At 75.2% G+C, this 21493-nt stretch carries 24 protein-coding genes; 7 read left to right on the top strand and 17 right to left on the bottom strand.

The window, feature by feature from the left end:
- Window positions 1-152: 152 nt before the first annotated feature.
- Complete coding sequence (locus tag GA0070214_RS03185) at window positions 153-1724, top strand: class I adenylate-forming enzyme family protein (protein ID WP_091258777.1); 1572 nt, start codon at window positions 153-155, stop codon at window positions 1722-1724.
- Window positions 1721-2965 carry an MFS transporter gene (locus GA0070214_RS03190; protein ID WP_091258779.1) on the top strand — a complete coding sequence of 415 codons (1245 nt, stop codon included), beginning with the start codon at window positions 1721-1723 and terminating at the stop codon, window positions 2963-2965. Before GA0070214_RS03185 ends, GA0070214_RS03190 begins: the two co-directional genes overlap by 4 nt.
- Here the strand turns inward: GA0070214_RS03190 and GA0070214_RS03195 are convergent.
- Window positions 2952-3143 (bottom strand): dihydrofolate reductase family protein, encoded by a 192-nt coding sequence (locus GA0070214_RS03195; protein ID WP_091258781.1) that lies wholly within the window; start codon window positions 3141-3143, stop codon window positions 2952-2954. The genes GA0070214_RS03190 and GA0070214_RS03195 overlap by 14 nt on opposite strands.
- Window positions 3144-3233: 90 nt before the next feature.
- On the opposite strand from GA0070214_RS03195, the gene GA0070214_RS03200 reads away from it, so the two are divergent.
- Together GA0070214_RS03200 and GA0070214_RS03205 are read left to right on the top strand one after the other, a co-directional pair.
- Window positions 3234-3626 (top strand): MmcQ/YjbR family DNA-binding protein, encoded by a 393-nt coding sequence (locus tag GA0070214_RS03200; protein ID WP_091258783.1) that lies wholly within the window; start codon window positions 3234-3236, stop codon window positions 3624-3626.
- Window positions 3623-4255 (top strand): HAD family hydrolase, encoded by a 633-nt coding sequence (locus GA0070214_RS03205; protein WP_091258785.1) that lies wholly within the window; start codon window positions 3623-3625, stop codon window positions 4253-4255. Before GA0070214_RS03200 ends, GA0070214_RS03205 begins: the two co-directional genes overlap by 4 nt.
- Window positions 4256-4306: 51 nt before the next feature.
- Here GA0070214_RS03205 and GA0070214_RS31310 read toward each other — a convergent pair whose 3' ends face one another.
- Both GA0070214_RS31310 and GA0070214_RS31315 read right to left on the bottom strand, forming a co-directional pair.
- Window positions 4307-5149 (bottom strand): hypothetical protein, encoded by an 843-nt coding sequence (locus tag GA0070214_RS31310; protein WP_139141738.1) that lies wholly within the window; start codon window positions 5147-5149, stop codon window positions 4307-4309.
- Window positions 5150-5224: 75 nt separating this feature from the next.
- Window positions 5225-5680: an SLOG cluster 4 domain-containing protein gene (locus GA0070214_RS31315; protein WP_139141762.1), complete on the bottom strand. Its 456-nt coding sequence runs from the start codon at window positions 5678-5680 to the stop codon at window positions 5225-5227.
- A gap of 120 nt (window positions 5681-5800) precedes the next feature.
- On the opposite strand from GA0070214_RS31315, the gene GA0070214_RS03210 reads away from it, so the two are divergent.
- Window positions 5801-6502 carry an SGNH/GDSL hydrolase family protein gene (locus tag GA0070214_RS03210; RefSeq protein ID WP_091258787.1) on the top strand — a complete coding sequence of 234 codons (702 nt, stop codon included), beginning with the start codon at window positions 5801-5803 and terminating at the stop codon, window positions 6500-6502.
- Window positions 6503-6552: 50 nt separating this feature from the next.
- Here GA0070214_RS03210 and GA0070214_RS03215 read toward each other — a convergent pair whose 3' ends face one another.
- A complete protein-coding gene (locus tag GA0070214_RS03215) occupies window positions 6553-7254 on the bottom strand; it encodes a TetR/AcrR family transcriptional regulator (protein ID WP_244167521.1) in 702 nt (233 codons plus the stop codon).
- Window positions 7255-7312: 58 nt separating this feature from the next.
- Between GA0070214_RS03215 and GA0070214_RS03220 the strand changes: the two genes are divergently transcribed.
- Complete coding sequence (locus GA0070214_RS03220) at window positions 7313-8143, top strand: alpha/beta fold hydrolase (protein WP_091258796.1); 831 nt, start codon at window positions 7313-7315, stop codon at window positions 8141-8143.
- 16 nt (window positions 8144-8159) lie between these two features.
- Here GA0070214_RS03220 and GA0070214_RS03225 read toward each other — a convergent pair whose 3' ends face one another.
- The 12 genes from GA0070214_RS03225 to GA0070214_RS03280 all read right to left on the bottom strand — a co-directional run bounded on the left by GA0070214_RS03225 (window position 8160) and on the right by GA0070214_RS03280 (window position 19393).
- Entirely contained in the window at window positions 8160-9515 is a 1356-nt protein-coding gene (locus tag GA0070214_RS03225) for a hypothetical protein (protein ID WP_091258798.1), read from the bottom strand.
- Window positions 9516-9518: 3 nt separating this feature from the next.
- Window positions 9519-10484, bottom strand: coding sequence for an alpha-ketoacid dehydrogenase subunit beta (locus GA0070214_RS03230; RefSeq protein WP_091258800.1), 966 nt, complete (start codon window positions 10482-10484; stop codon window positions 9519-9521).
- Window positions 10484-11455, bottom strand: a complete 972-nt coding sequence (locus GA0070214_RS03235) for a thiamine pyrophosphate-dependent dehydrogenase E1 component subunit alpha (protein WP_091258802.1) — start codon at window positions 11453-11455, stop codon at window positions 10484-10486. Before GA0070214_RS03235 ends, GA0070214_RS03230 begins: the two co-directional genes overlap by 1 nt.
- On the bottom strand, window positions 11452-12249 hold the full coding sequence (locus GA0070214_RS03240) for a DUF3050 domain-containing protein (RefSeq protein WP_091258803.1): 798 nt from the start codon (window positions 12247-12249) through the stop codon (window positions 11452-11454). Before GA0070214_RS03240 ends, GA0070214_RS03235 begins: the two co-directional genes overlap by 4 nt.
- Before the next feature lies 1 nt (window position 12250).
- Window positions 12251-13174, bottom strand: coding sequence for a phytanoyl-CoA dioxygenase family protein (locus GA0070214_RS03245; RefSeq protein ID WP_091258805.1), 924 nt, complete (start codon window positions 13172-13174; stop codon window positions 12251-12253).
- On the bottom strand, window positions 13171-14277 hold the full coding sequence (hppD, locus tag GA0070214_RS03250; RefSeq protein WP_091258807.1) for a 4-hydroxyphenylpyruvate dioxygenase: 1107 nt from the start codon (window positions 14275-14277) through the stop codon (window positions 13171-13173). Before hppD ends, GA0070214_RS03245 begins: the two co-directional genes overlap by 4 nt.
- 64 nt (window positions 14278-14341) lie before the next feature.
- The gene (locus GA0070214_RS03255; protein WP_244167522.1) at window positions 14342-15652 is read right to left on the bottom strand and encodes a beta-ketoacyl-[acyl-carrier-protein] synthase family protein; all 1311 of its coding nucleotides are present in this window, start codon (window positions 15650-15652) and stop codon (window positions 14342-14344) included.
- The gene (locus tag GA0070214_RS03260; RefSeq protein ID WP_091258809.1) at window positions 15649-17265 is read right to left on the bottom strand and encodes a class I adenylate-forming enzyme family protein; all 1617 of its coding nucleotides are present in this window, start codon (window positions 17263-17265) and stop codon (window positions 15649-15651) included. Before GA0070214_RS03260 ends, GA0070214_RS03255 begins: the two co-directional genes overlap by 4 nt.
- Entirely contained in the window at window positions 17262-17765 is a 504-nt protein-coding gene (locus GA0070214_RS03265) for a beta-ketoacyl synthase chain length factor (protein WP_091258811.1), read from the bottom strand. The genes GA0070214_RS03260 and GA0070214_RS03265 overlap by 4 nt, the downstream gene beginning before the upstream one ends.
- The gene (locus GA0070214_RS03270) at window positions 17762-18892 is read right to left on the bottom strand and encodes a beta-ketoacyl-[acyl-carrier-protein] synthase family protein (RefSeq protein WP_091258813.1); all 1131 of its coding nucleotides are present in this window, start codon (window positions 18890-18892) and stop codon (window positions 17762-17764) included. Before GA0070214_RS03270 ends, GA0070214_RS03265 begins: the two co-directional genes overlap by 4 nt.
- On the bottom strand, window positions 18885-19130 hold the full coding sequence (locus tag GA0070214_RS03275; RefSeq protein WP_091258815.1) for a hypothetical protein: 246 nt from the start codon (window positions 19128-19130) through the stop codon (window positions 18885-18887). Before GA0070214_RS03275 ends, GA0070214_RS03270 begins: the two co-directional genes overlap by 8 nt.
- Complete coding sequence (locus GA0070214_RS03280; protein ID WP_091258817.1) at window positions 19130-19393, bottom strand: acyl carrier protein; 264 nt, start codon at window positions 19391-19393, stop codon at window positions 19130-19132. The genes GA0070214_RS03275 and GA0070214_RS03280 overlap by 1 nt, the downstream gene beginning before the upstream one ends.
- A gap of 17 nt (window positions 19394-19410) precedes the next feature.
- Between GA0070214_RS03280 and GA0070214_RS03285 the strand changes: the two genes are divergently transcribed.
- Window positions 19411-20094: a 4'-phosphopantetheinyl transferase family protein gene (locus GA0070214_RS03285; RefSeq protein ID WP_091258819.1), complete on the top strand. Its 684-nt coding sequence runs from the start codon at window positions 19411-19413 to the stop codon at window positions 20092-20094.
- Here GA0070214_RS03285 and GA0070214_RS03290 read toward each other — a convergent pair.
- Window positions 20025-21407, bottom strand: coding sequence for a class I adenylate-forming enzyme family protein (locus GA0070214_RS03290; RefSeq protein ID WP_091258821.1), 1383 nt, complete (start codon window positions 21405-21407; stop codon window positions 20025-20027). The two genes, GA0070214_RS03285 and GA0070214_RS03290, sit on opposite strands and share 70 nt — an antisense overlap.
- Window positions 21408-21493: the final 86 nt, after the last annotated feature.

The raw sequence follows: 21493 nt of genomic DNA on the forward strand, positions 1-21493 counted from the left end.
AATGTCTTCGGGGTGCCACCGAACGCCGTTCGGGCTCTGTCCTCTCCGGACCCCGGATGCCTAGGCTCGGCACTGGCGGCGGTGCGGTCGCCGGCCCTGGCACCTGCCGTCGCGTCCCGGCTCCGACCTGCCTACACGATGGGGGCTGCCCGATGACCGACCGGCCGAACTACGTGCACGAGGCGCTGGACCTGCTGGCCGGGTTCGGCGACCGGGAGGCGCTCGTCGGCGGGGGCCGCCGGCTCACCTACCCCCAGGTCGCCGCCGAGGTGCGCGGCCTGGCGGGCGCGCTGCTGCGGCACGGCGTACGCCCCGGGGACGCGGTGCTCGTGATGCTCGGCAACACCGTGGACGGGCCGCTGCTCCAGCTCGCGCTGCACCTGCTCGGCTGCCGGAGCATGTGGGTCGCCCCGGTCACCTCCCGGCGGGAGGTCGACGAGTTCGTCGCCCTGGCCCGCCCGGACGCCTTCGTGCACGACCCGCGCGACCCGCTCGGCGCGCGGATCGCGGCGGAGCTGAGCGGCGTACCGGTGCTCTGCCTCGGGCCGGGCGGCGCGGGGCCGGACCTCACGGCCCCCGGCGGCGAGCCGGCCGGCCTGCCCGCGGCGCCACCCGCGCCGGAGTCGTTCCTGCAGACCAGCGGCACCACCGGCACCCCGAAGCTGGTGCATCACCGGGAGAGCTTCTACCGGCAGATCCTCGCCCTGGCCGCCGACTTCCGGGCGGCCGGCTTCCCGCTGCTGCGGCACCTGTCGCACTCGCCCATGTGGCTGGCCAGTGGCCAGATCACCACGCTGTTCAACCTGTTCACCGGCGGGGTGCTGTTCCTACGGGAGCAGTGGGACCCGGCGGCGTTCATCCGCACCGTGGACGCGGAGCAGCTGACCTCCACCTTCGTGACCCCGCCGATGCTCTACGAGGTGCTCGACCACCCGGCCCTGGACGGCGCCGACTTCTCCGCCATGTTCATGTTCAACGTGGGCGCCGGGCCCGCCGCGCCCGCCCGGCTGCGCCAGGCGATCGCCCGCTTCGGCCCGTGCCTGCGCATCGTGTACGGGCTCAGCGAGGCCGTGGTCATCTGCGCCCTGCCCGGGCTCACCGAGGACCCCGAGCACCCGGAGCGGCTGCGCTCGTGCGGCCGCCCGTACGGGGACGTGGCCGTGGAGATCCGCGACGCCGACGGCCGGGTGCTGCCGGCCGGCACGGACGGCGAGGTGTGGGTACGCACCAACCTGAGCTTCGCGGGCTACCACGGCCGGCCCGAGCTGACCGCCGAGACGCTTGTCGACGGCTGGGTCCGCACCCGCGACATCGGCCACCTCGACGGCGACGGCTACCTCTACCTGGTCGACCGGCTCCAGGACCGGATCCTCACCCGGCAGCGCAGCTGGCCGATCTACTCCCGCCCGATCGAGGACGTGCTCGCCGCCCACCCCGAGGTCCGCGCCGCCGCGGTGATCGGCGTGCCCGACCCGGTCGCCGGGGAACTGCCCCACGCGTACGTGGTGCCGGCGCCGGGCGCCACGGTGACCGGGGACGAGCTGATCGCGCTGGTCACCCGGGAGCTGAGCGAGACCTGGGCGCCCGGCGCCGTGGAGTTCCTCGACGCGCTGCCACTGAACCGCTCCGCCAAGGTCGACAAGCGTGCCCTGCGCGCCCGGTACGCCGCCGCCCATCCGGCCGACGCCGAGTCGCTGGGCACGGTCATCGGCAGTCCGGCGTGACCCCGCGCCGGGAGCTCTACACGCTGGTCGGCGCCGACCTGCTGTCCAACCTGGGCACCCGGATCTCAGTGGTGGCGATCCCCTGGCTGGTGCTGGAGACCACCGGCAGCCCGACCCGGATGGGCCTGGTCGCGGCGGCGGAGACCCTGCCGTACATGCTCTCCAGCGCGCTGGCCACCCCGTGGGCGGACCGGTTCGGGGTACGCCGTACCTCGGTCGCCGTGGACGCGGCCAGCGCGGCCGCCATGGCGGTCGTGGCGCTGGCGCCCTGGCTCGGGTTCGGCACGCTGCTGGTGCTGGTCGCGGTGGCCGGCGGGCTGCGCGGCATCGGCGACCGGGTCAAGCACGTGCTGTTCAAGCCGGCCGCCGAGCGGGCCGGGGTGCCGCTCATCCGGCTCACCTCCGCCTACGACGGGCTGGCCCGGGGCATGACGCTCTTCGGCGCGGTGCTCGGCGGCCTGCTCATCGACTGGGTGGGGGTGACCCGGGCGATCTGGATCGACGCCGCCACCTTCGCGGCGTGCGCGCTGCTGATCGGGCTGCTGGTCCGCCCGCCCGCACCGGCCCAGCCGGCGCCCCGGGAGAGCTACCTGCGGGCGCTGCGCGGCGGCTTCGCCTACCTGCGCACCGACCGGACCCTGCTCACCATGCTGATCGTGGTCTCCGCGTCGAACATGTTCGCCAACGCGAGCGTCGCCGTCTGGATCCCGCTCTGGGTGGACCGGGTGCTCGGCGACCCCGCCGGGTTCGGCCTGCTGCTGGGGGTGTTCTCGGCCGGCGCGCTGCTGGGCAACCTGCTCTTCACCGTGGCCGGGACCCGGCTGCCCCGGCTGGCGACGTTCGCGCTGGGGCTGGCGCTCAGCGGCGCGCCCCGGCTGCTGGCCCTGGCGCTCAGCGACGACCTCGTCGTGGTGCTCGTCGTGACGTTCGTGTCCGGCATCGCCATCGCGGCGGTGAACCCGCTGCTCGGCGCGGCCCTCTACGAGCGGGTGCCGGGGCCGTTGCAGACCCGGGTGCTCGGCATCTCCGGCTCGGTGGCCTTCCTCGGCCTGCCCGTCGGGGCGCTGCTCGGCGGCTGGTCGGTGGCGGTGCTCGGCCTGACCCCGGCGCTGCTCGTGATGGCGGTGGCCTGCCTCGTGCTGACGGTCGCGCCCCTGCTGGTGGCCCGCCCGCCGGCCGACCGGCCGGCCGCGGAACCGGTGGTTCCCACCCCGGCCGGAGGCGCGGTCAGCGGTAGCTGAGCTGCACGACGCCGTTGCCGAACCGGCGCTTCGTGAGCAGGTCGAGGTCGAGGCGGGTACCGGCCGGGAAGAGCGGGCGGCCCGCGCCGAGCACGACCGGGACGACGTAGAGCCGCCACTCGTCGACCAGGCCGTGCCGGGCGAACGCGGCGGCCAGCTCGGCGCCGCCGAGGGCCATGTCGCCGCCCGCGTCCCGCCGGCCGGCCGCGGCGCGGCGGCCTCCCGGCGTACGGGCGTCGGTGTCGGTGGGTCGGCGTAGGGTCGGCTCATGGCGACCTGGGACGACGTCCGCCGGATCGCGCTCGCCCTGCCGGAGACCACCGAGCGCGGTTCGCACGACGACCTGCCCGCGTGGCGGGTGCGCGACAAGCTCTTCGTCTGGGAGCGGCCGCTGCGCCGCGCCGACCTCGACGCGCTCGGCGACGCCGCGCCGGACGGCCCGATCCTCGGCGCCCGGGTGCCCGACCTGGGCGCCAAGGAGGCACTGCTCGCCGACGACCCCGAGGTCTACTTCACCACCCCGCACTTCGAGGGCTACCCCGCGGTGCTGGTCCGGCTCGACCGGATCGGGGTCGAGGAGCTGACCGAGCTGGTCACCGAGGCGTGGCACGCGCGGGCCCCGAAGCGGCTCGCCGCCGCCCACCGGGCGGCGGCCGAGTGACCGGGCCGGTGGCCGGGATCGTCTTCGACATGGACGGCACGCTGATCGAGTCGCACGAGGTGGTGCCCGCGGCCTACCGCGCGGCCGTGCGGGCCGGCGGCGGGCCGGAGCGCACCGACGCCGAGGTCATCGCGGGCTACTCGCTCGGCTCGCCGGCCGACCTGCTGACCCACCTGCTGGGGCGGCCGGCCACCGGGGCCGATCTCGATGCCTACCACGCCGAGCTGGCCGCGCTCGCCGAGCGGGTCACCGTCTACCCCGGCGTGGCGGAGGTGCTCGCCGAGGTCGCCGCCCGGGTGCCGGTGGGCCTGTTCACCGGGGCGAGCCACCGGGCGGCCGAGATCCTGCTCGACCGGGTCGGCCTGCTCGGCCGTTTCCGGGTGGTCCTCGGCGGCGACCAGGTCACCCGCCCCAAGCCCGCGCCGGACGGCGTCGAGCTGGCCTGCCGGCGGCTGGGCGTGACGCCGGGCCGCGCCGCGTACGTGGGTGACTCGCCCCTGGACCTGCGGGCCGCCCGGGACAGCGGCGCGGTGGCGGTGGCCGCGGCCTGGGGCCACCAGTACGACCCGACGGAGGCCGCCGACGTCAGCGCGGCCCGGCCGGGTGACCTGCTGGCGCTGCTCGACTGACCGGAGGCCGGGCACCCGTCGGGGTCACGCCTCGGGGGCCCGCCCGGGAGTTCACCCGATGTCCCCGCTCGGACCGTCGCCGAGCATGGCGGGATGGGTTTTCGGCATGCGCCGGTCCGGCGACCGGTCCTCATCCGCTCCGCGGCCGGCTCGGAACGCGTCGAGCTGTTCCTCCTCAGCGCCATGCTCTGCATCGGGCTGACCCGCGCCGTCCTGGCGGCGGCGGACTATCCCCGGGTCGGCTCGGGCGGCCTGCATGTGGCGCACGTGCTCTGGGGCGGGCTGGGCATGCTGGCCGGTCAACTGCTGTCGCTGCTCTTCCTCGGTCCCCGGATCGCGCGGCTCGCCGCCGTGGTCGGCGGGGTCGGGTTCGGGCTGTTCATCGACGAGGTCGGCAAGTTCGTCACGGCGGACAACAACTACTTCTACGAGCCGGTCGCCGCGATCATCCACGGCACGGTCGTCCTCGTCTGGCTGGTGGTCCGCCTCGGCGTGCACCGCCGCCCGCTCACCGACGAGGAGCGCCGGGTCAACCGCCTGCACGACCGGATCACCACCTCGCCGGACGACCCGGAGGCGGCGCCGGTGCGGAGGTTCGCCGGGCTGCCGCTGGCCCGGCTCGCGACCGGCGCGGCCCTGCCGTCCGCGCCGGCCGTCCTCACGGCGACCGCCGTGTTCGTGGTGTTCGGGCTGGGCCGGCCGCTCGTGCTGCTGACCCGGGAGCCGACCCTCGCGCACCAGGTGCACGCCGCGGCGGCCGCCGCAGCGGTGCTGCTCACCGCCCTCGGGCTGGCCCGCTGGCGGGCCGGGCGACGGCGGGCCTCGCTGCGACTCGCGGCCGCCGCACTGGTCCTGCACCTGCTGGTGGTGCAGGTCTTCTGGCTGCTCGACCACGAGTTCGCGGGCTTCCCGCTGGTGCTCGTGAACCTGCTGCTGCTCGTGCGGGTCCGCATGCTGCCCGGTGGCGGGTCAGCGCCCGACCGAGCCGGGACGGGCCGGCCCCGGCCGGTGCCCGAGGGCCAGGCGCACGGCCTCGTCGGGTGTGGCCGCGTGGACCGGGCCGTAGACCGGCTCGCCGCGGGCGTCCACGACGCGCCAGCCGCCGAGCACCACCACCGGGATCCCGCCGCGCCGCATCGCCAGCGCCACCTCGCTGAGCGTCCCCCAGGAGCCGCCCACGGCGATCACCGCGTCCGCGCTCCACACCAGGACGGCGTTTCGGGCCTGGCCCATGTTGGTCACCACCGAGGCGGACAGCTCGGCGGGGGCGGGGACAGTGCCGTCGTCGGGGCGTACCCCGATGACCAGGCCGGACCGGTCGCGGACGCCGGCGGCGACCGCGGCCATCACCCCGCCGCCTCCGCCGCAGAGCACGGTGACCCCGCGCTCGGCCAGCAGCTCACCCACCCGCCGGGCCTGCGCCATCTCCTCCGGCGTCGCCTCCGCCGGCCCGCACACCGCCACCTGCACCCCGCCATTGTCCCGGCACCGCGGCCGCCGGCCGCATGATCGACGGATCCGGTACGGCTGGGCTAGCGTGCGGGCATGGGATCGACGGTGACCGAAGCGACGGATCCGTGGTGCCTGCGCCCCGGTGAGGCCGGCGAGCTGCTGCGGGGGCACCCGTGGCGGCGGTTCGTGGTGCTGGGCGACAGCGTGGCCGAGGGCATGTGCGAGCCGGTCGACGGCTACCCCGACCTCCAGTGGGCCGACCGGATCGGCGCCGAGCTGCGCGCCGTGCGGCCCGAGCTGGCGTACCGGAACCTGGGCCGGCGCGGGCTGCGGGCGCACGAGGTGCGGGCGACCCAGTTGGCGCCGGCGCTGGAGTTCGCGCCGGACCTGGCGCTGGTGGTGTGCGGCGGCAACGACGCGTTCCGCCCCGCGTACGACCCGGAGGCCGTGGACGCCGAGCTGGCCGCGATGGTCACCGCGCTCCAGGGCGCCGGGGCGGACGTCATCACGGTCGGCATGTTCGACGTGTCGCACAGCCCGGCGGTGCCCGACCCGCTGCGAGCCGGCCTCGGCGAGCGGATGCGTCAGCTTTCCTCCCACACCGGGCGGCTGGCGCGGCGGCTCGGCACGCTGCACGTCCACCTCACCGACCACCCGCTCGTCGCGGATCCGTCCCTGTACAGCAGCGACGGCCGCCACGGCAGCGCCCGTAGCGACGCCGTGGCGACGGCGGAGACCCTCCGGGTGCTCAACACCCACCTGCGCCCCACCCCCGGCGCGCCCGGCTCGCGTTGATCAAGAGGTTTGCGTCCGGAACCGGGCTCCGGATGACGCAAACTTCTTGATCAACGCGGCGAGGGGGGCGGGTCGGTTGTCAGGAGGCCGGTCAGGAGGCTGCGCAGGGTGCGTTCGAAGAGGTCCTCGGCGGGCGGGGCGGACGGGGGTTCGGCGAACGCGGCGGCCAGGTGCGGGTACGCCGCCAGGTCGACGTGGTCGAACGTGACCGTGCCGGCGGCCGCCGCGCTGCGGGCGAACAGTGACACCACGCCGGTGACCATGGCGATCGCCTCGAACTTGGCGGCCACCCCGGCCGGGACCGGCCGCAGCAGGCCCAGGCAGGCGTCGAAGTGCGCGACGGTGTTCGGCCCGGGGACCGTGGGCCGGGTGATCGCGTCGGGCAGCCACGGGTGGCGCCGATAGAGCGCCAACTGGCGGCGGGCCAGCACCAGGAACCGGTCCTGCCAGCTCCCGTCGTCCGCCGGATACGGCCGCAGCTCGCCCACGCACCGGTCGACCATGAGATCGAGCAGGTCGTCCCGCGAGGACAGATGCCGGTAGAGCGAGCCGCCGGCCATCCCGAGCGCACCGGCGACCGCGCGCATCGACACGGCGCCCAGCCCGTCGGCGTCGGCCAGCGCGACGGCCGCCGCGACGATCTCGTCCCGGCTGTGCGTCGGCGCGGGACCGCGGGCGCCACGCTGCGGCCGGGTCCAGATCGACCGTCCGGCGGAGTCGCCGTCGGCCGGATTCCTCGGTGCGCCGCTCACCACACCACTGTAAACTGCAAACAGCGTTCGCGGTTTAGCGGGGTCGAAGGGAGCGGTCATGCAGCGGATCACGGCACCGGACGGCGCGGGAATCGTCCTGCACTCGAGGGGCAGCGGCCCGGATCTCGTGGTGGTGCACGGGGGCGGGGTCACCGCCCACGAATACCGACGGCTCGCCGCCAGGCTCGCCGACCGGTTCACCGTGCACCTCTACAACCGGCGGGGCCGGGCGGACGCCGCGCCGCGCCGCGAGCCGTACACGGTGGAGCAGGAGATCGACGACCTCGGCGCGGTGCTCGCGCACACCGGCGCCCGCCGGGCCATCGGGCACAGCTACGGCGCGTTCGTCGTGCTGCGGGCCGCGCTCCGGCTGCCGCTGGACCGCATCGCGCTCTACGACACCCCGCTCCGCCTGGCCGGGCACGGCCTGCCGACGGCGTTCCTCGGCCCGGCCGAGGAGGCGGTCCGGGCCGGGAACACCGCGCGGGCACTCGCCATCGTGGGCGCCGCCGTCAACCCGCAGTCCCCGGCGTCGAAGCTGCCGCTCGGCGTGCGGACCGCGATCTGCCGGGCGTTCCTGCGCACCGAGGTCGGGCGGACCATGGGCGGCCTGGTGGGGATGACGCTGGTCGAGTCGCGGCAGGTCCAGGCGCACGAGGGACCCGCCGACGAGTACGCCGCGATCACCGCCGAGACGCTGCTCATCAGCGGCGCCAGGGCCGCGCCCTACTTCACCGAGATCAACGACCGCCTGGCCGCGGTCATCCCCCGGGCCCGGACCCTGCGCGTCCCCGGCAGCCCCCACAACGGCATCGCGGTGGCACCCCCGGCGCTGATCAACCCCCTCGCCAGCTTCTTCACCGCCCCGACCACCCGGCAGGCTTCCTGATCACCGCGGGCAGGGGTCAGTCGGTCAGGAGGATGCCGGTCATGAGGACACCTCGCGCCAGGTTGAGGACCTCCTCGCAGCCGGGGTAGCCCACCCGGGCCAGGGCGCCGGAACCGGTCCTGCCGAAGAGGTACGGGGCGAGGCTGTAGGGAACCTCGGCGGTCACCGTCTCGCCGGTCTCGATCTGCACGAAGTCCATGGCCACCCGGTCCGCCTCGTGGTAGCGCTGGAGGATGTTGCCGCCCGCGTCGATGGCGGCGCGGACGCCGTCCTCCCACGCGACCGGGCTCATGGCCCGGCCGATCAGCACCCCGTGCCCGGCCGAGCCGCCGGCCGGCTTGGCGACCAGGTCCGCCTGCTCGGCCAGGGCGCGGTCGAGCTGGTCGGCGGTGAGCGCCACGGTGTGCGGGACGTACCGGCGGATCAGCGCCCGGTCGGCCTCGGGCAGCAGGTCGAGGTCGGCCCAGAGCCAGGCGTAGTTCAGCTTGTTGCTGAGCAGCCAGGCCGCGCTGCTGACGAACATCGGCAGGGTGCCGGCCGCGAGGGCGCCGGCCACCGCGTCCAGGCCGGAGCTGGGGGTGACCCGGTTGGGGACGAACAGCCGGAACAGGGCGTCCACCGGGGCGCCGCCGACCACGAGCCGGCGCTGCTGGTCCAGGGTGGCGCCGCGGACGGGCGCGATGACCAGGTCGATGCCGAAGCGCTTCGCCTGGTCGGCCAGCGGCGAGAGAATCCGGATGAAGGTGTCCGGGTCGTCCAGGCCGGGGTATTCGGCGTCGAAGTCCATGAGCAGCGCCACCCGGGCGCCGTCGGGCAGGCCGAGGGTGTCGCGGATGGCCACGAACCGCTGGTCGAGCAGGGACGGCGCGGGGCGCACCGGCAGCCCGTCGAGCAGGCCGTGCTCGCGGTAGAGCTCGGCGTACCGGTAGATGACCGTGTCGGCGTCGAAGCCGCCGCCGAGGCTGCTGTCGATGTTGTACTCCACGATGCACGGCACGCCGCCGGAGAACAGCACGTCCGGCCGGTACGCGGCGAGCAGCCCCTCGTGCAGCGGCTCGTCCTCGTCGAGCAGCCGGGTCTCCCCCACCGGCACGTCGAGCAGCCGGCGCAGCTCCCCGGCGGTGCGGGCCCGCCGCCCGCAGGCCTCCAGGATGAGCTGGGCGATCCGGTCGCAGACCTCGTTCAGCTCGCGGAACGCGTCGGCCGTGAGCACCGGCGGGCGGGCCAGCCGCCACTGCTTGTTGTACGTGGCCCGGCCGTGGAAGATCTTCTCCCAGGCGCCGGCGCCGGCCGCCACCATCGCCGTACGGGTCGGCTCGGGCAGGTCGGTCCACGCCTGCCCGGCGGGCGGCCACGGGTAGTTCGGGTCCATCGTTCATCCGTCCTTACAGGTCAGTTGGATGGCGGCGGTGAGCTGGTCGCGGCCGGGTTGCACGGCCCGGTCCAGGGCGGGCGCGAAGGGCAGCACGGCGCCGTCCGGGCGGGTGACCCGGCGAGGCGGCGCGGCGAGCGGGACCCGCTCGACGACGGTGGCGATGATCTCGCCGGCGATCCCGCAGGACCGGTTGGAGTCGTCCACCACCACGAGGCGCCCGGTGCGGGACACCGAGTCGAGCAGCCCGTCCCAGTCGAACGGGTACAGCGTGCGCGGGTCGAACACCTCCACCGAGACCTGGCCGGCCAGTTCCTCGGCGACGGCCAGGGCGTCGTGCACCAGGTGCCCGACGGCGACCACCGTGACGTCGGCGCCCGGGCGGCGCACGACGCCCCGGCCCAGCGGCACCGGGGCGAGGTCGGTGACGTCGGCCCGCGCGTCGAGCGCGCCGGCGGGGGCGAACACGACCACGGGGTCGTCGCAGCGGATCGCCGAGACCAGCAGCCCGTACGCGTCGGCCGGGGTGGCCGGCACCACGGTGGTCACCCCGACGTGGGCGAACAGGCCGTACGGGTGGTCGGAGTGCTGCCCGGCCCAGCCGGTGCGGGAGCCGGAGCCGGGCACCAGGTAGGTGACCGGCACCGCGCACTGGCCGCCGGTCATCAGCGGGAACTTGTGGGCGTGGTTGACGATCTGCTCGAAGACCAGGAACAGCAGCGAGGGGATCTGGAACTCGATCACCGGCCGCGCCCCGGCCAGCGCGGCGCCGGTGGCGAAGCTGGTGAACGCCTGCTCCGACAGGGGCGTGTCGAGGACCCGATCCGGGCCGAACTTCTTGAGCAGGCCGGTGGTGACGTTGGCGGCCGCGACCCGGATGTCCTCGCCGAGCAGGAAGACCGACTCGTCGCGGGTCATCTCGTCGGCCAGCGCCCGGGTGAGCGCCCTGCGGTAGGAGAGCCGGGGCATCAGCCACCTCCGGTCCGGGCGGTGAGCCCGCTGGCGTACAGGTGGTCGAGGGCCGTGGCGGGGTCGGGCGCGGGGCCGGCCAGCGCGAAATCGACCGCGGCGGTGAGGGTGGCCTCGACCTCCGCGTCGACCGCCGCGCGGACCTCGGCGGGCAGCCGGTCGCCCTGGATGAGCACCGGATCCCGGAGGCGCGCGGCCGCCACCTCTTCGGGCGGGCGGTAGTCGAGGCGTACCCGGTGTTCGAAGGTGTGGTGGGCGTCGAACCGGTAGGTGCGGGCCTCGACCAGTTCGGGACCCCCGCCGGCACGCATCCGCGCGACGGCGGCGGCGGTGACGGCGCGTACCTGCTCGGGGTCCTGGCCGTCGACGGCGGTCGCCGGCATGCCGAAGGCGGCGGCGCGGCCGGCGATGGTGCCGGCCACCGCGCCCTCGACCGGCATGGTGGTGGCGTAGCCGTTGTTCTCGCAGACGAACAGCACCGGCACCCGCCAGAGCGCGGCCAGGTTGAACGCCTCGAGGAGCATCCCCTCGTTGACCGCGCCGTCGCCGAAGAAGGTCGCCCCGACCACGTCGTCGCCGCGCCGCCGGCGCGCCCACACCGCTCCGGTGAGGATCGCGCCGGCGGCCCCGACGATGGCGTTGGCGCCGAGCACCCCGACGCCGAAGTCGGCGGCGTGCATCGACCCGCCCCGGCCGCGGTTGAGCCCGGTGACCCGGCCGCACAGCTCGGCGAGCATCCGGGCCGGGTCGGCGCCCTTGGCCAGCACGTGCCCGTGCCCGCGGTGGGTGCCGGTCACCAGGTCCCCGGCGGCGAGCGCCGCGCAGACGCCGGCGGCGACGCCCTCCTGGCCGAGGTACGGGTGGATGCCGCCGACGATCTCACCGGCGTCGACCAGCTCGATGGCCCGCTCCTCGAAGCGGCGGATGAGCCGGACCGTCCGGTAGAGCCGCACCGGGTCGGGACCGGTCACGCCGGGCGGCCCTCCTTGATCGCGGCCAGGATGTCGTCCCAGAGCCGCGCCCGGGCGGCGAGCGCGGCGTTGACCGTGTCGGCACACTCCTGCCATCTGGTGTCGTCGTCGCCACAGAGGTCGGCGAGCATCTGCATGGCCATCGGGGTGTGCTGCTCGCCGTCAACCTCGATGTGCCGCTCCAGGTAGTCGACGAACGTGTTGAGCCGGTTGCTGCGCTCGTTGACCGCCACGACCTGGGTGAACATCTCCGGGATGAGGTCCTCCCGGCCGAACGCGAAGGCGGCCGCCTGGCAGTGCACCGGGGTGCTCTCGATGATCCGCCAGGTGGTGACGGCGAACGCGGCCGAGGGCGCGGGCACGCCCGCCTCGGCCAGCGCCGCGGTGACCGGGCGGCCGGCGCGCAGCAGGTCGACCAGCCGGTCCACGGCTCCGGTGTCCGCGCCGGCCTCCCGCATGCCCCGCACGTACAGCTCGAAGTGGCTGATGTAGCCGTCACCCAGCTCGTCGCTCTCCTCGACCATGACGATGTCGTTGATGAGGCGGCGGCTGCCGGTCGGGCCGGTGGGGATCCACGGGACGGTCACGCAGGTGAGCTGGCGCTGCAACGACTTCAGCAGCGACATGAAGTCCCACACCGCGAAGACGTGGTGCTCCATGAACGTGACCAGCGCTTCGTGGGTGTCCAGGTTGGCGTAGAGGGGGTGCTTGACCACCACGTCGCGGCGGTCGGTCACCGCCCGCTCCAGCCGCTCGATGCCCGGGTGCGTCCTTCCCCAGTCGTACCGTGACATGTCAGCCTCCCTGCGGGGCGCGGTCGCGCCAGATGACCGGGCAGAACTCGGGGTCCGCGTAGTCCGGCCGACCCTCGGGGGTGCGGCGGACCAGCACGTCGTGGTTGTAGGCGGCGAGCGTGCCGTCGGACAGCGGATACTCCCGCCAGGCGTTGGCGCCGTCCTGCAGGTGCAGCGAGATCGCCTGGCGGGGGCGGCCGCTGACGTTCGGGCCGCTGCCGTGGTAGACGCGGCAGTGGTGGAAGCTCATGTGCCCCTTCGGGATCACCATGGGCACCTTGCGGATCTCCGCCTGGTTGTGCGCGGCGTTCTCGGCGAGCATCGCCTCCAGCTGGTCGCGGTCCCGGTCGGCGAAGTGCCGGACCACGGTGTCGTCGGCGCCGATCTCCCGCCACCGGTGCGAGCCGTCGACGATGGTGATGGTGCCCATCTCCTCGCCGCAGTCGTGGAACGGGATGAACGCGGTGAGCATGTTCTCCGAGGAGGAGGACGCCCAGTAGTGCTTGTCGAAGTGCCAGGGCACGATGTTGGACGGCTCGCCGGAGATCGGCGGCTTGTGGATGAGGGTGGACTGGAAGATCCGGATCTCGTCGGCCCGCGCGAGCCGGGCGGCGACCGCCCCGATCAGCGGCTTGCGGAGGATCCGGCCGAGGGCGTCGTGCTCGTGGTGCACGTAGTCGTTGTGCCGCTGCACGTCGCCCTTGGCGGGCTCCCAGTAGGCCAGCTTCGGCGGGCGGACGGGCAGCCGCCGGTCCCGCTCGCCGGCGTAGTAGCGGTCGGTCGCCGCCACGAGGGTGTCCACCTCGTCGTCGGTGAGCAGCTTCCTGCTCAGGTACCAGCCGTGCTCGGCGTAGTGCCGCACGTCCTCCTCGGACGGCAGCAGCGCCTCCTCCTCGGCGGTCAGCCCCGGATGTGTCGTGGTCATGCCCGAACCCCTCCTGCCGTCCCGGCCGCGACGGCGGGGGTCGCCCCCGCCGCGGCGAGTTCGCGTTCCTTGGCCTCGTAGAGCGCCTTGATGTTGCCGCTGCCGAAGGTGCGCGCCCCGCGCCGCTCGATGAGTTCGAGGAAGAGGGTGCGGCGCACGTGCATCGACTCGGTGAAGATCTGCAGCAGCTGGCCGTCGTGGTCCGAGTCGACCAGGATGCTCAGGTCGCGCAGCCGGTCCAGCGGCGCGTCCACCTTGCCGACCCGCCGTTCCAGGTCGTCGTAGTAGGCGTCCGGGGTGCCGGCGAAGCGCACCCCCCGGCCGGCGAGGGCGCCGACCGCCGTGACGATGTCGTCGGTGCGCAGCCCGAGGTGCTGCACCCCGGCGCCGGCGTGCCAGCGCAGGAAGTCCTCGATCTGCCCGGGCCGCCGGCTGGTGTCCGGCTCCAGGAGCACGAGGGTCACCCGCCCCGACGGGCTCTGCACCACCTTCGAGTTCATGGCCTGCCCGGCCACCTCGATGTGCTCCTCGAAGATCTGCGCGAAGCCGAAGACCTTCTCGTAGTGCCCGATCGTCTCGTCGAGCTGGCCCGGCGGCACGCAGACCGCCAGGTGGTCGATCTCGGCGAGCAGCGCGCCGTCCCCGCCGCCGGGCAGCGCCTCGACGGCGCCGGGCAGGAACGCCGCCCGGTCGCCGCGCCGCTCGACCAGCCGGTGCACCACGTCGCCGAAGCCGCCCACCTCGGCGGTCACCACCTCGGCCTCCGCCCCGGTGAAGGTGCGCGGCGCGGTCACCCCGGTCGCACCCCGGGCCACCAGCTCCGCGTACGCCCCGGCGGCGTCGTCGACCTCCAGGGCCACCACGGCGATGCCGTCGCCGTGCCGGTGCACGTACGTCGAGGCCGGGTGCTCGGCGGTCAGCCCGCTGGTGAGCACCATCCGGACGGCGCCCTGTTCGAGAAGCAGCGAGCGCTGCCCCGCCAGGCCGGTCTCCGGACCGCCCTGCCCCCGCAGCCGGAAGCCGACGGCGGTCTCGAAGTAGAAGGCGGCCTGGCGGGCGTCCCCCACGTAGAGCTCGATGTGGTCTATTCCGTTGATGTCCATCGGTAGCCTTTCCCCCTGTTCCCCCCCGTGACTGCGACCCGGGCGTCCGCCCGGGGTGTTCCGATCAGTTCGTCTCGGCGGCCCGCCGGGCCGGTGCCGACCACTCCGGCCCGGCGCGTCTGTCGCCGCGCCGCGACCCGGAGCGGTCGGCCGACACCCGGCGCAGCAGCAGGCTGACGTTCTGGCCGCCGAACCCGAACGAGTTGGTCAGCGCGTGGTCCGCCCGAGTGACCCGGGGTGCGGCGCGGACGTGGTCCGCCTCGCAGTCCGGGTCCGGGTCGTCGAGGTGGTAGGTGGGCGGGAGCAGCCCCCGCCCGAGGGCGAGGGCGGTGGCCGCCGCCTCCAGCACGCCGGAGGCGCCGAGCAGGTGCCCGGTGAGCGCCTTGGTGGAGCTGACCGGCACCCCGCCGGCACCGAACACCGCGGCGAGCGCGGTGGTCTCGGCGATGTCGCCGAGCTTGGTGCCGGTGCCGTGCGCGTTGACGTAGCCGACGTCGGCCGGCGTCACGCCCCCGCCGGCCAGCGCCCGGCGCATGCAGGCCGCCGCCCCGGCGCCGTCCGGCCGGGGCGCGGTCGGGTGGTGGGCGTCGGTGTTCACCCCGTAGCCGGCGACCTCGGCGTAGCCGGCGACCCCCCGGGCGGCGGCGTGCTCGGCGCGTTCCAGCACCAGCAGCGCCGCCCCCTCGGCGAGCACGAACCCGTTGCGCCGCTTGTCGAACGGGCGGCTGGCCTCGGTGGGCTCGTCCCAGCCCCGGGCCAGCGCCCGGGCGTTGCCGAACGTGTCGGCGAAGGTCGGGAAGAGCGGCGCCTCGCTCGCCCCGCAGACCACCACGTCGGCCTCGCCGGCCCGGATGAGGCGTACCCCGTCGGCCACCGCCTGGGCGCCCGAGGCGCAGGCGGTGCCCACCGCGGAGCTGTAGCCCCGGATGCCGTGGGCGATGGCGATCCGGGCCGACGGCATGTTCGGCAGGATCCCGGTGAGCAGGTACGGGCTGACCGCCGCCCGGCCCCGCGCGGCGCGGGCCAGGACCTGGCTCTCCAGCGTGGACATCCCGCCGACCCCGCCGACGATCACGCCGATCCGCTCCGGGTCGACGTCCCGCCCCACCTCGATGCCGGCGTCGGCGAGCGCCTCGGCGGCGGTGAGCAGGGCGAGCAGCACGACCCGGTCGAGCACCTTGGTCTCCGGGCCGGAGGCGACGCTGCGCGGGTCGATCTCCGGCAGGATCCCGGCCACCTCGAGGCTGTCCCGGGCCGGGTGCCCCTCGGGCGGCCGGCGCAGCCCGGACCGCCCGGTGGTGAGCGCCGTGAAGGTCTCCTCGACGCCCCGGCCGGCCGGGGTGAACAACCCCATGCCGGTGACGACGGCGCTCATGACGGGGTCTCGGCGAGGTAGCGCTCGCGCAGCGCCACCTTGCGGACCTTGCCGGTCACGGTGACCGGGATGTCGTCGGCGCGCACCGGCACGACCCGGCGCAGGGTGGCGGCCAGGTCCGGCCCGATCGCGGCGCGGATCCGCGCGCTGCGGTCCTCGGCCGGGTCCACCCCGGCGGCCAGTTCCAGCAGCACGTCGGTCACCACCGCGCCGCCCTCGGAGACGATCACCACGGTGCAGTCGGTGACGTCGGCGCAGGCGGCGAGGATCCGCTCCTCGGACAGCGCCGTGAAGAACCGCGTCCCGTCGCCCGCCTCGACCGAGTCCACCGCCCGGTCCAGGTGGTAGTAGCGGCCGTCGGCGTCGGCGTGGACCAGGTCGCCGGTGAGGTACCAGCCGCGCAGCCGGGACCGGTAGGTGGTGACCGAGTCGTTCCAGTAGCCGCGGAACAGCGACGGCGAGTCGATGCCCAGCCAGCCGACCTGCCCGGGCGGCAGCTCGTTGCCCGCCTCGTCGAGCACGGCCACCTTGGTGAACCGGTACGGGCGGCCGACGCAGCGGCCGTACCGGTCGGTGTCGACGGTGTGGGTGATGTGGAACATCGAGTGCCCCATCTCGCTGGAGCCGAGCCCGTCGATGAACACCGAGCCGGGCACCCGGGTCACCCCGTCGCGGGTCATCACGTCCCGCGAGCCCACCTTCACGAGCCGGCGCACGTGCGGCTCGTGCGAGCAGTCGCCGGTGTTGAACCACAGCCGCACCGAGTCCAGGTCGTACGCGGACAGGTCGAAGCGGGCCAGCTCGGCCCAGGTGACGGAGAACCCGAACACGCCGTCCGGCCGCCAGCGCTGGATGGCGTCGAGCACCCGCTCACCGCCCTGCTCGGAGAGGAGGTACATCTCCGCGCGGTTGCCCAGCGCCTGGTTGACCATGAGCACGGTCGCGGTGTGCGGGGCGGGCAGCGCGTTGAGGATCCGGCTCGTGCCCTGCGCCTGCGGCATGGCGAGCAGGTGCCGGGTGGCGGCGAAGAGGCTGGCGTGCGAGTGCAGCACCGCCTTCGGCACCCCGGTGGTGCCCGAGGTGTGGGTGATGACGATCGGGTCGTCGTCGTGGTGCCGGTAGTGCGGCGGGGCCGCGGCCGGGTCGCCGCCACCCGCCTCGGCGGACTCGCCGAGCAGGGGCGCCCCCAGGGCGTGCCCCTGCAGGGCCGCGGCGTGCGCGGCGTCGGCGAGCACCCCGGTGGCACGCAGCCGGCGGATGTACTCGGCGGCGATCTCCGGCCGCAGCCGGCCGTTCATCAGCGCGGGGATCGCGCCGAGCCGGGCCAGCGCCAGGAACGACAGCACCATGTCGGCGGCGGCGCCGGCCCAGACGGCGACCGCGTCCCGTGGCCCGACCCCGCGCTCGTGCAGCCAGGCGGCCCGGGCGGCGACCAGCTCGTCGAGCCGGCCCAGGGTCAGCGGAGTGTCGGCCGGGTGGCCGTCGACCGCGGTGTCGAAGGTGAGTCCCGGACCGTCCGGGTCGGCACCGTGGGCCAGCACCCGGGCGAGCACGTTCCCCGCGCCCAGCTCGGTGTCGGCCGCGAGGGCGCCGCGCAGTCCCTTCGTCCTCATTGACGTGTTCCCTCCCCCAGCAGCACCGCGGTCGCCTCGCCCGGCGTACCGTCCGGTGCCTGTTCGATCAGGACCAGCAACGCCTGCGCGGCGTCGCCGTCGTACAGCAGCAGGTCCGCCTCCGCCATGCCCTCGGCCCGCGGGTCCCCCGTCGGGCTCAGGCACACCACCGGCCCGTCCAGTCCCCAGCGCGCCGCGACGTGCCCGGCCACGCTGTTCGGCACCGACTGGAAGAAGAACAGCGGACCGACCCGGCCGCCGGCCGCCACCGTGGCCCGGACGTGCCCGGCGCTGGCCCGGTCGCCGCTCGCGCTGACCAGCACCACCGCCGTCCGGTTGCCGGCGGGCAGCGGCCCGTCCCCGTAGCGCGCCCGCAGGCAGCGGTCGGCGACCGCGACCACCAGCGGCGCGAACCCCGAGTGCACGAAGCCCGGCACCGCCGGCGGCGGCCCGTCCCCCGCCTCCGGCCAGCGCGCCTCGGCCAGCACCGCGGCGGTCACGGCGCACCGACCAGGAGGGCCGTGTTGGCGCCGCCGAACGCGGCGTTGAGGGTCAGCGCGTGGGCGGTGGTCGCCGGGCGCGGCGCGTCGGTGACGACGTCCAGCGGGCAGCTCTCGTCGGGGCCGAGCCAGCCGGCGTTGACCGGCAGCTTGCCGTGCCCCAGCGCGAGCGCGGTGACCACCAGTTCCAGCAGGCCGGACGCCTCCAGCGCGTGCCCGTGCACCGCCTTCGTGGAGCTGACCGGGATCCGCCCGGCCGCCGCGCCGAACACCCGGCCCAGCGCCGCCGCCTCCGAGGCGTCGCTGTATCCGGTGCCGGTGGCGTTGGCGTTGACGTAGCCCACCGCACCCGCCGGCAGCCCGGCCCGGCGCAGCGCCGCCTCGACCGCCCGGGCCAGGCCGTGCCCCTGCGGGTGCGGCTGGCACGGGTGGTACGCGTCGCCGGCCCGCCCCCAGCCGGCCACCGTGGCCACCGTCGGGGCGCCGCGTGCGGTGGCGGCGTGCGCCGACTCCAGCACCACCGCCACCACGCCGTCACCGAGCAGCAGCCCCTGCCGGCCGGCGCTGAACGGGCGGACCGCCCCGTCGGCGGCGAACGCCCGGCCGGCGTCGAAGAGGGCGTACTGGTCCGGCTCGACCAGGTAGCCGGCCGCGACCACGACCCGCTCCAGGTCGCCCCGGCCGATCAGGGTCGCGGCGTCGGCGACCGCGGTGCTCGCCGACACGCAGGCGGTGGTGTAGACGCGGGTGCGTCCCCCCAGGCCGCAGCGGCGGGCCAGGTGACCGGCCAGCGCCGGCACCTCCGGCCCGGCGTCCCCGCCGCCCGCCGGCAGCGAGTGCGGGCCGCCGTGGGTGGCCAGGAACAGCGCCGCACCGGCCCGGTGCGCGCCGTCCAGGCCGGCGGCCCGGCACGCGCGGTCGACCGCGTCGGTCAGCTCGTCGGCGAGGGTGCCGACCTCCGGCAGCGTGGCCGCCACGGTGACCCGGCGGCCGGTGGTGTCGAAGCGGCGCACCGGCGTGAACGCCGGGGTGCCGGCGAGCACCCCGGCGAGCAGCGCGTCGGCGCCCCTACCCAGGGCGCTGAGCGCGTGGACGCCGGTGATCCTCAGGTGCTCCCGCTCAGCCATCTGCGGGAACGGTCAGCGAGGTCCGGAACACCGCGAGGGCGTCGTCGACGGTGCGGATGCCGGCGAGCTGGTCGTCGGTCAGCTCCAGCCGGCGGTCGTAACGTTGCTCGACGAGGTGCACGAGCCAGGCCAGCTCCATCGAGCCGATCCGGTCGGGCACCTGGTCGACGGGTTTCGCGGTCAGTTCGGCGAGCATGCTCACCAGGTCAGCTCGCCCCAGGTCGGGCTGACCGGTCATCAGGCGTCGTCGCTGTTCGCGGTCACCCGGTCGGCGACCATCGTGGTGAACTCGCCGACCGTCATGAGGGCCAGCTTCTCCGACTCGTCGTCGGCGAACTTCAGGCCGTACCGGTCCTCGACCCGGACCGCGAGGTCGGCCAGGGCCAGCGACTCGAGGTCGACGCCGGAGGGGCCGAGGGTGGTGCCGTCGTCGACGTCCTCGACGTCGTAGTTCATGTCGGCGAGCTGCTCGATGACGAAGGCGCGGACCTCGTCTCGCATGGCGTTAACCTCTTTCCGTGAACCAGCTAGCGGTGCCCGGTCGGGACACCGTGTACGTGTGGACCGGCCGTGCCGCCGGCGACCAGCGGGAGCTGGCGCGGCGGCTGCTCAGGCGCGCGGGTGGCGCGTTGCTCGGCCGGCCCGAGGCGGAGATCGGGGTGGGACGGGCGCCCGGCGGGCGCCCGGAGGTGTACGCGGCCGACGGGCGGACGCTGCCGGTCAGCGTCAGCCACGCCGGCGGGGTGGTCGTGGTGGCCGCCCGGGTGGGCGGACCGGTCGGGGTGGACGTCGAGCGGCGCCGGCCGCTGCCCGCCACGCCCCTGGCCCGGCGCTGGTACGACCCGGACGAGGCGGCGTGGCTGGCCGCCCGGGCGGAGGCCGGCCGCGAGCTGGACTTCCTGCGCCTGTGGACGGCCAAGGAGGCGGTCGGCAAGGCGCTCGGCACCGGGCTGCGCGACGGCGGGCTGCGCCGCCGGATGCCGCTGCCCGGCGGCGGGGAGCTGCTGCGCCCGGTGCCCGGCTGTCCCGGCGTGCGGGTCGGCCATCCGGGCGGCGGGGCGGGAATGGTGCTCGCCGTCGCGGTCGCCGGGGCGGCCGGGCCGGTCGAGGTCGCCCTCGAACAGCGGGCCGGTCACGACGCGGCGTCCCGCAGCACCGTGGTGGAGCGGACCAGCTTGCCGGTGGTGGTGCGGGGCAACTGAGCGAGCAGGTGCAGGGTCCGGGGCCGCTTGTAGCCGGCCAGGCGCTCGGCGAGCTGCTTGTCCAGGGTGTCCTCGGTGAGCGAGCCGTCGGTCTGCACGTAGGCGGTGATGCCGTCGTCCCAGACCACCACGGCTGCGGTCACCCCGGGCAGCTCGGCCACGGTGGCCTCCACCTCGGTGAGGTCGACCTTCATGCCGCCGACCGACACCTGCGAGTCGAGCCGGCCCTTGACGGTGACCAGCCCGGTGCCCGGGTCGACCGCGCCGGCGTCGCGGGTGTGCAGCCAGCCGTCGGCCCAGCGGGTCGGGTCGGCGAGCCCGACGTACGGGTTGGCCGGGCAGCTGACCCACAGCTCGCCGCCGGACTCGCGGACGCGGATGCCGGGGGCGGGGGCGATGGCGGGGCGGTGCGCGCCGTACAGGTCGGTGCCGATGACGCCGACCTCGGTCATCCCGTACATGTTGCCCAGCGGGACGCCGTAGCGGTCGGTGAAGGCGCGGGCGACGGCCGCCGGGACCAGCTCGCCGCCGGTGGTCATCCGCCTGAGCTGCGGAAGCGGGCCGGGCGGCACGGTGGAGGCCAGCAGGCCGATGTGGAACGGCACGCCGAGCACGGTGGCCGGGCTGTCCTGGGCGGCCACGGCGGCGAGGATCGCGTCGCCGCTCAGCCGCTCCGGCGGGCACAGCTCGACGCCGGCGTGCAGCCCGTAGAGCAGGCCGCCGACCAGGCCGAGCACGTGCACCATCGAGGGCAGCAGGACGATCCGCTCGCCGGGCAGCGCCACTCCGTCGATCCTCGTGTAGCGGTGCACCTCGCCGACCAGGTCCGCCGCGGTGCGGCCGATCACCTTGGACGGCCCGGTGGAGCCGGAGCTGAGCTGGATCACCGCGTGCGGGCTGCCGGCGGGGCGGTCCGAGTAGGCGCTGACGCCCTCCGTGACGTCCACGAAGATCCGCAGGGCGCCGCCGCCGGTCCGCACCGGGGCGACCACCACCTGCGGGTCGAGCCGGCGCAGCGCCCTGTCGACCTCGTGGTCGGTGAGCCGGTGGTCGAGCAGGATCGCCTGGGCGCCGGTGCGCCAGGTGGCCAGCAGGTTCACCACGTACGCCAGCGACGGGGGCAGCCGCAGCGCGGCGGCGCCGCCGGGGCGCAGGCCGGCCTCGGCCAGCCGGGTCTGCGCCGCGCCGACGAGGCGGCGCAGGGTGGCCTTGTCGACCGGCTCGGGCAGGCGGAGACAAATGTCGGTCGGACGCCCGGTGAACAGAATGTCGTCCACCCAACTCGCGTCTGTCGACACAGGATCTTCCGCCATAGGATGTGCTGTCACGACCGCCCACCGCCCAGCCTCGAAGTGGGCGAAATCCGCCCATCAGGTGCGTTCTCCGGGGTGCTGACGGA

It is taken from the genome of Micromonospora chaiyaphumensis, from assembly GCF_900091435.1.
Classification (GTDB): domain Bacteria; phylum Actinomycetota; class Actinomycetes; order Mycobacteriales; family Micromonosporaceae; genus Micromonospora; species Micromonospora chaiyaphumensis.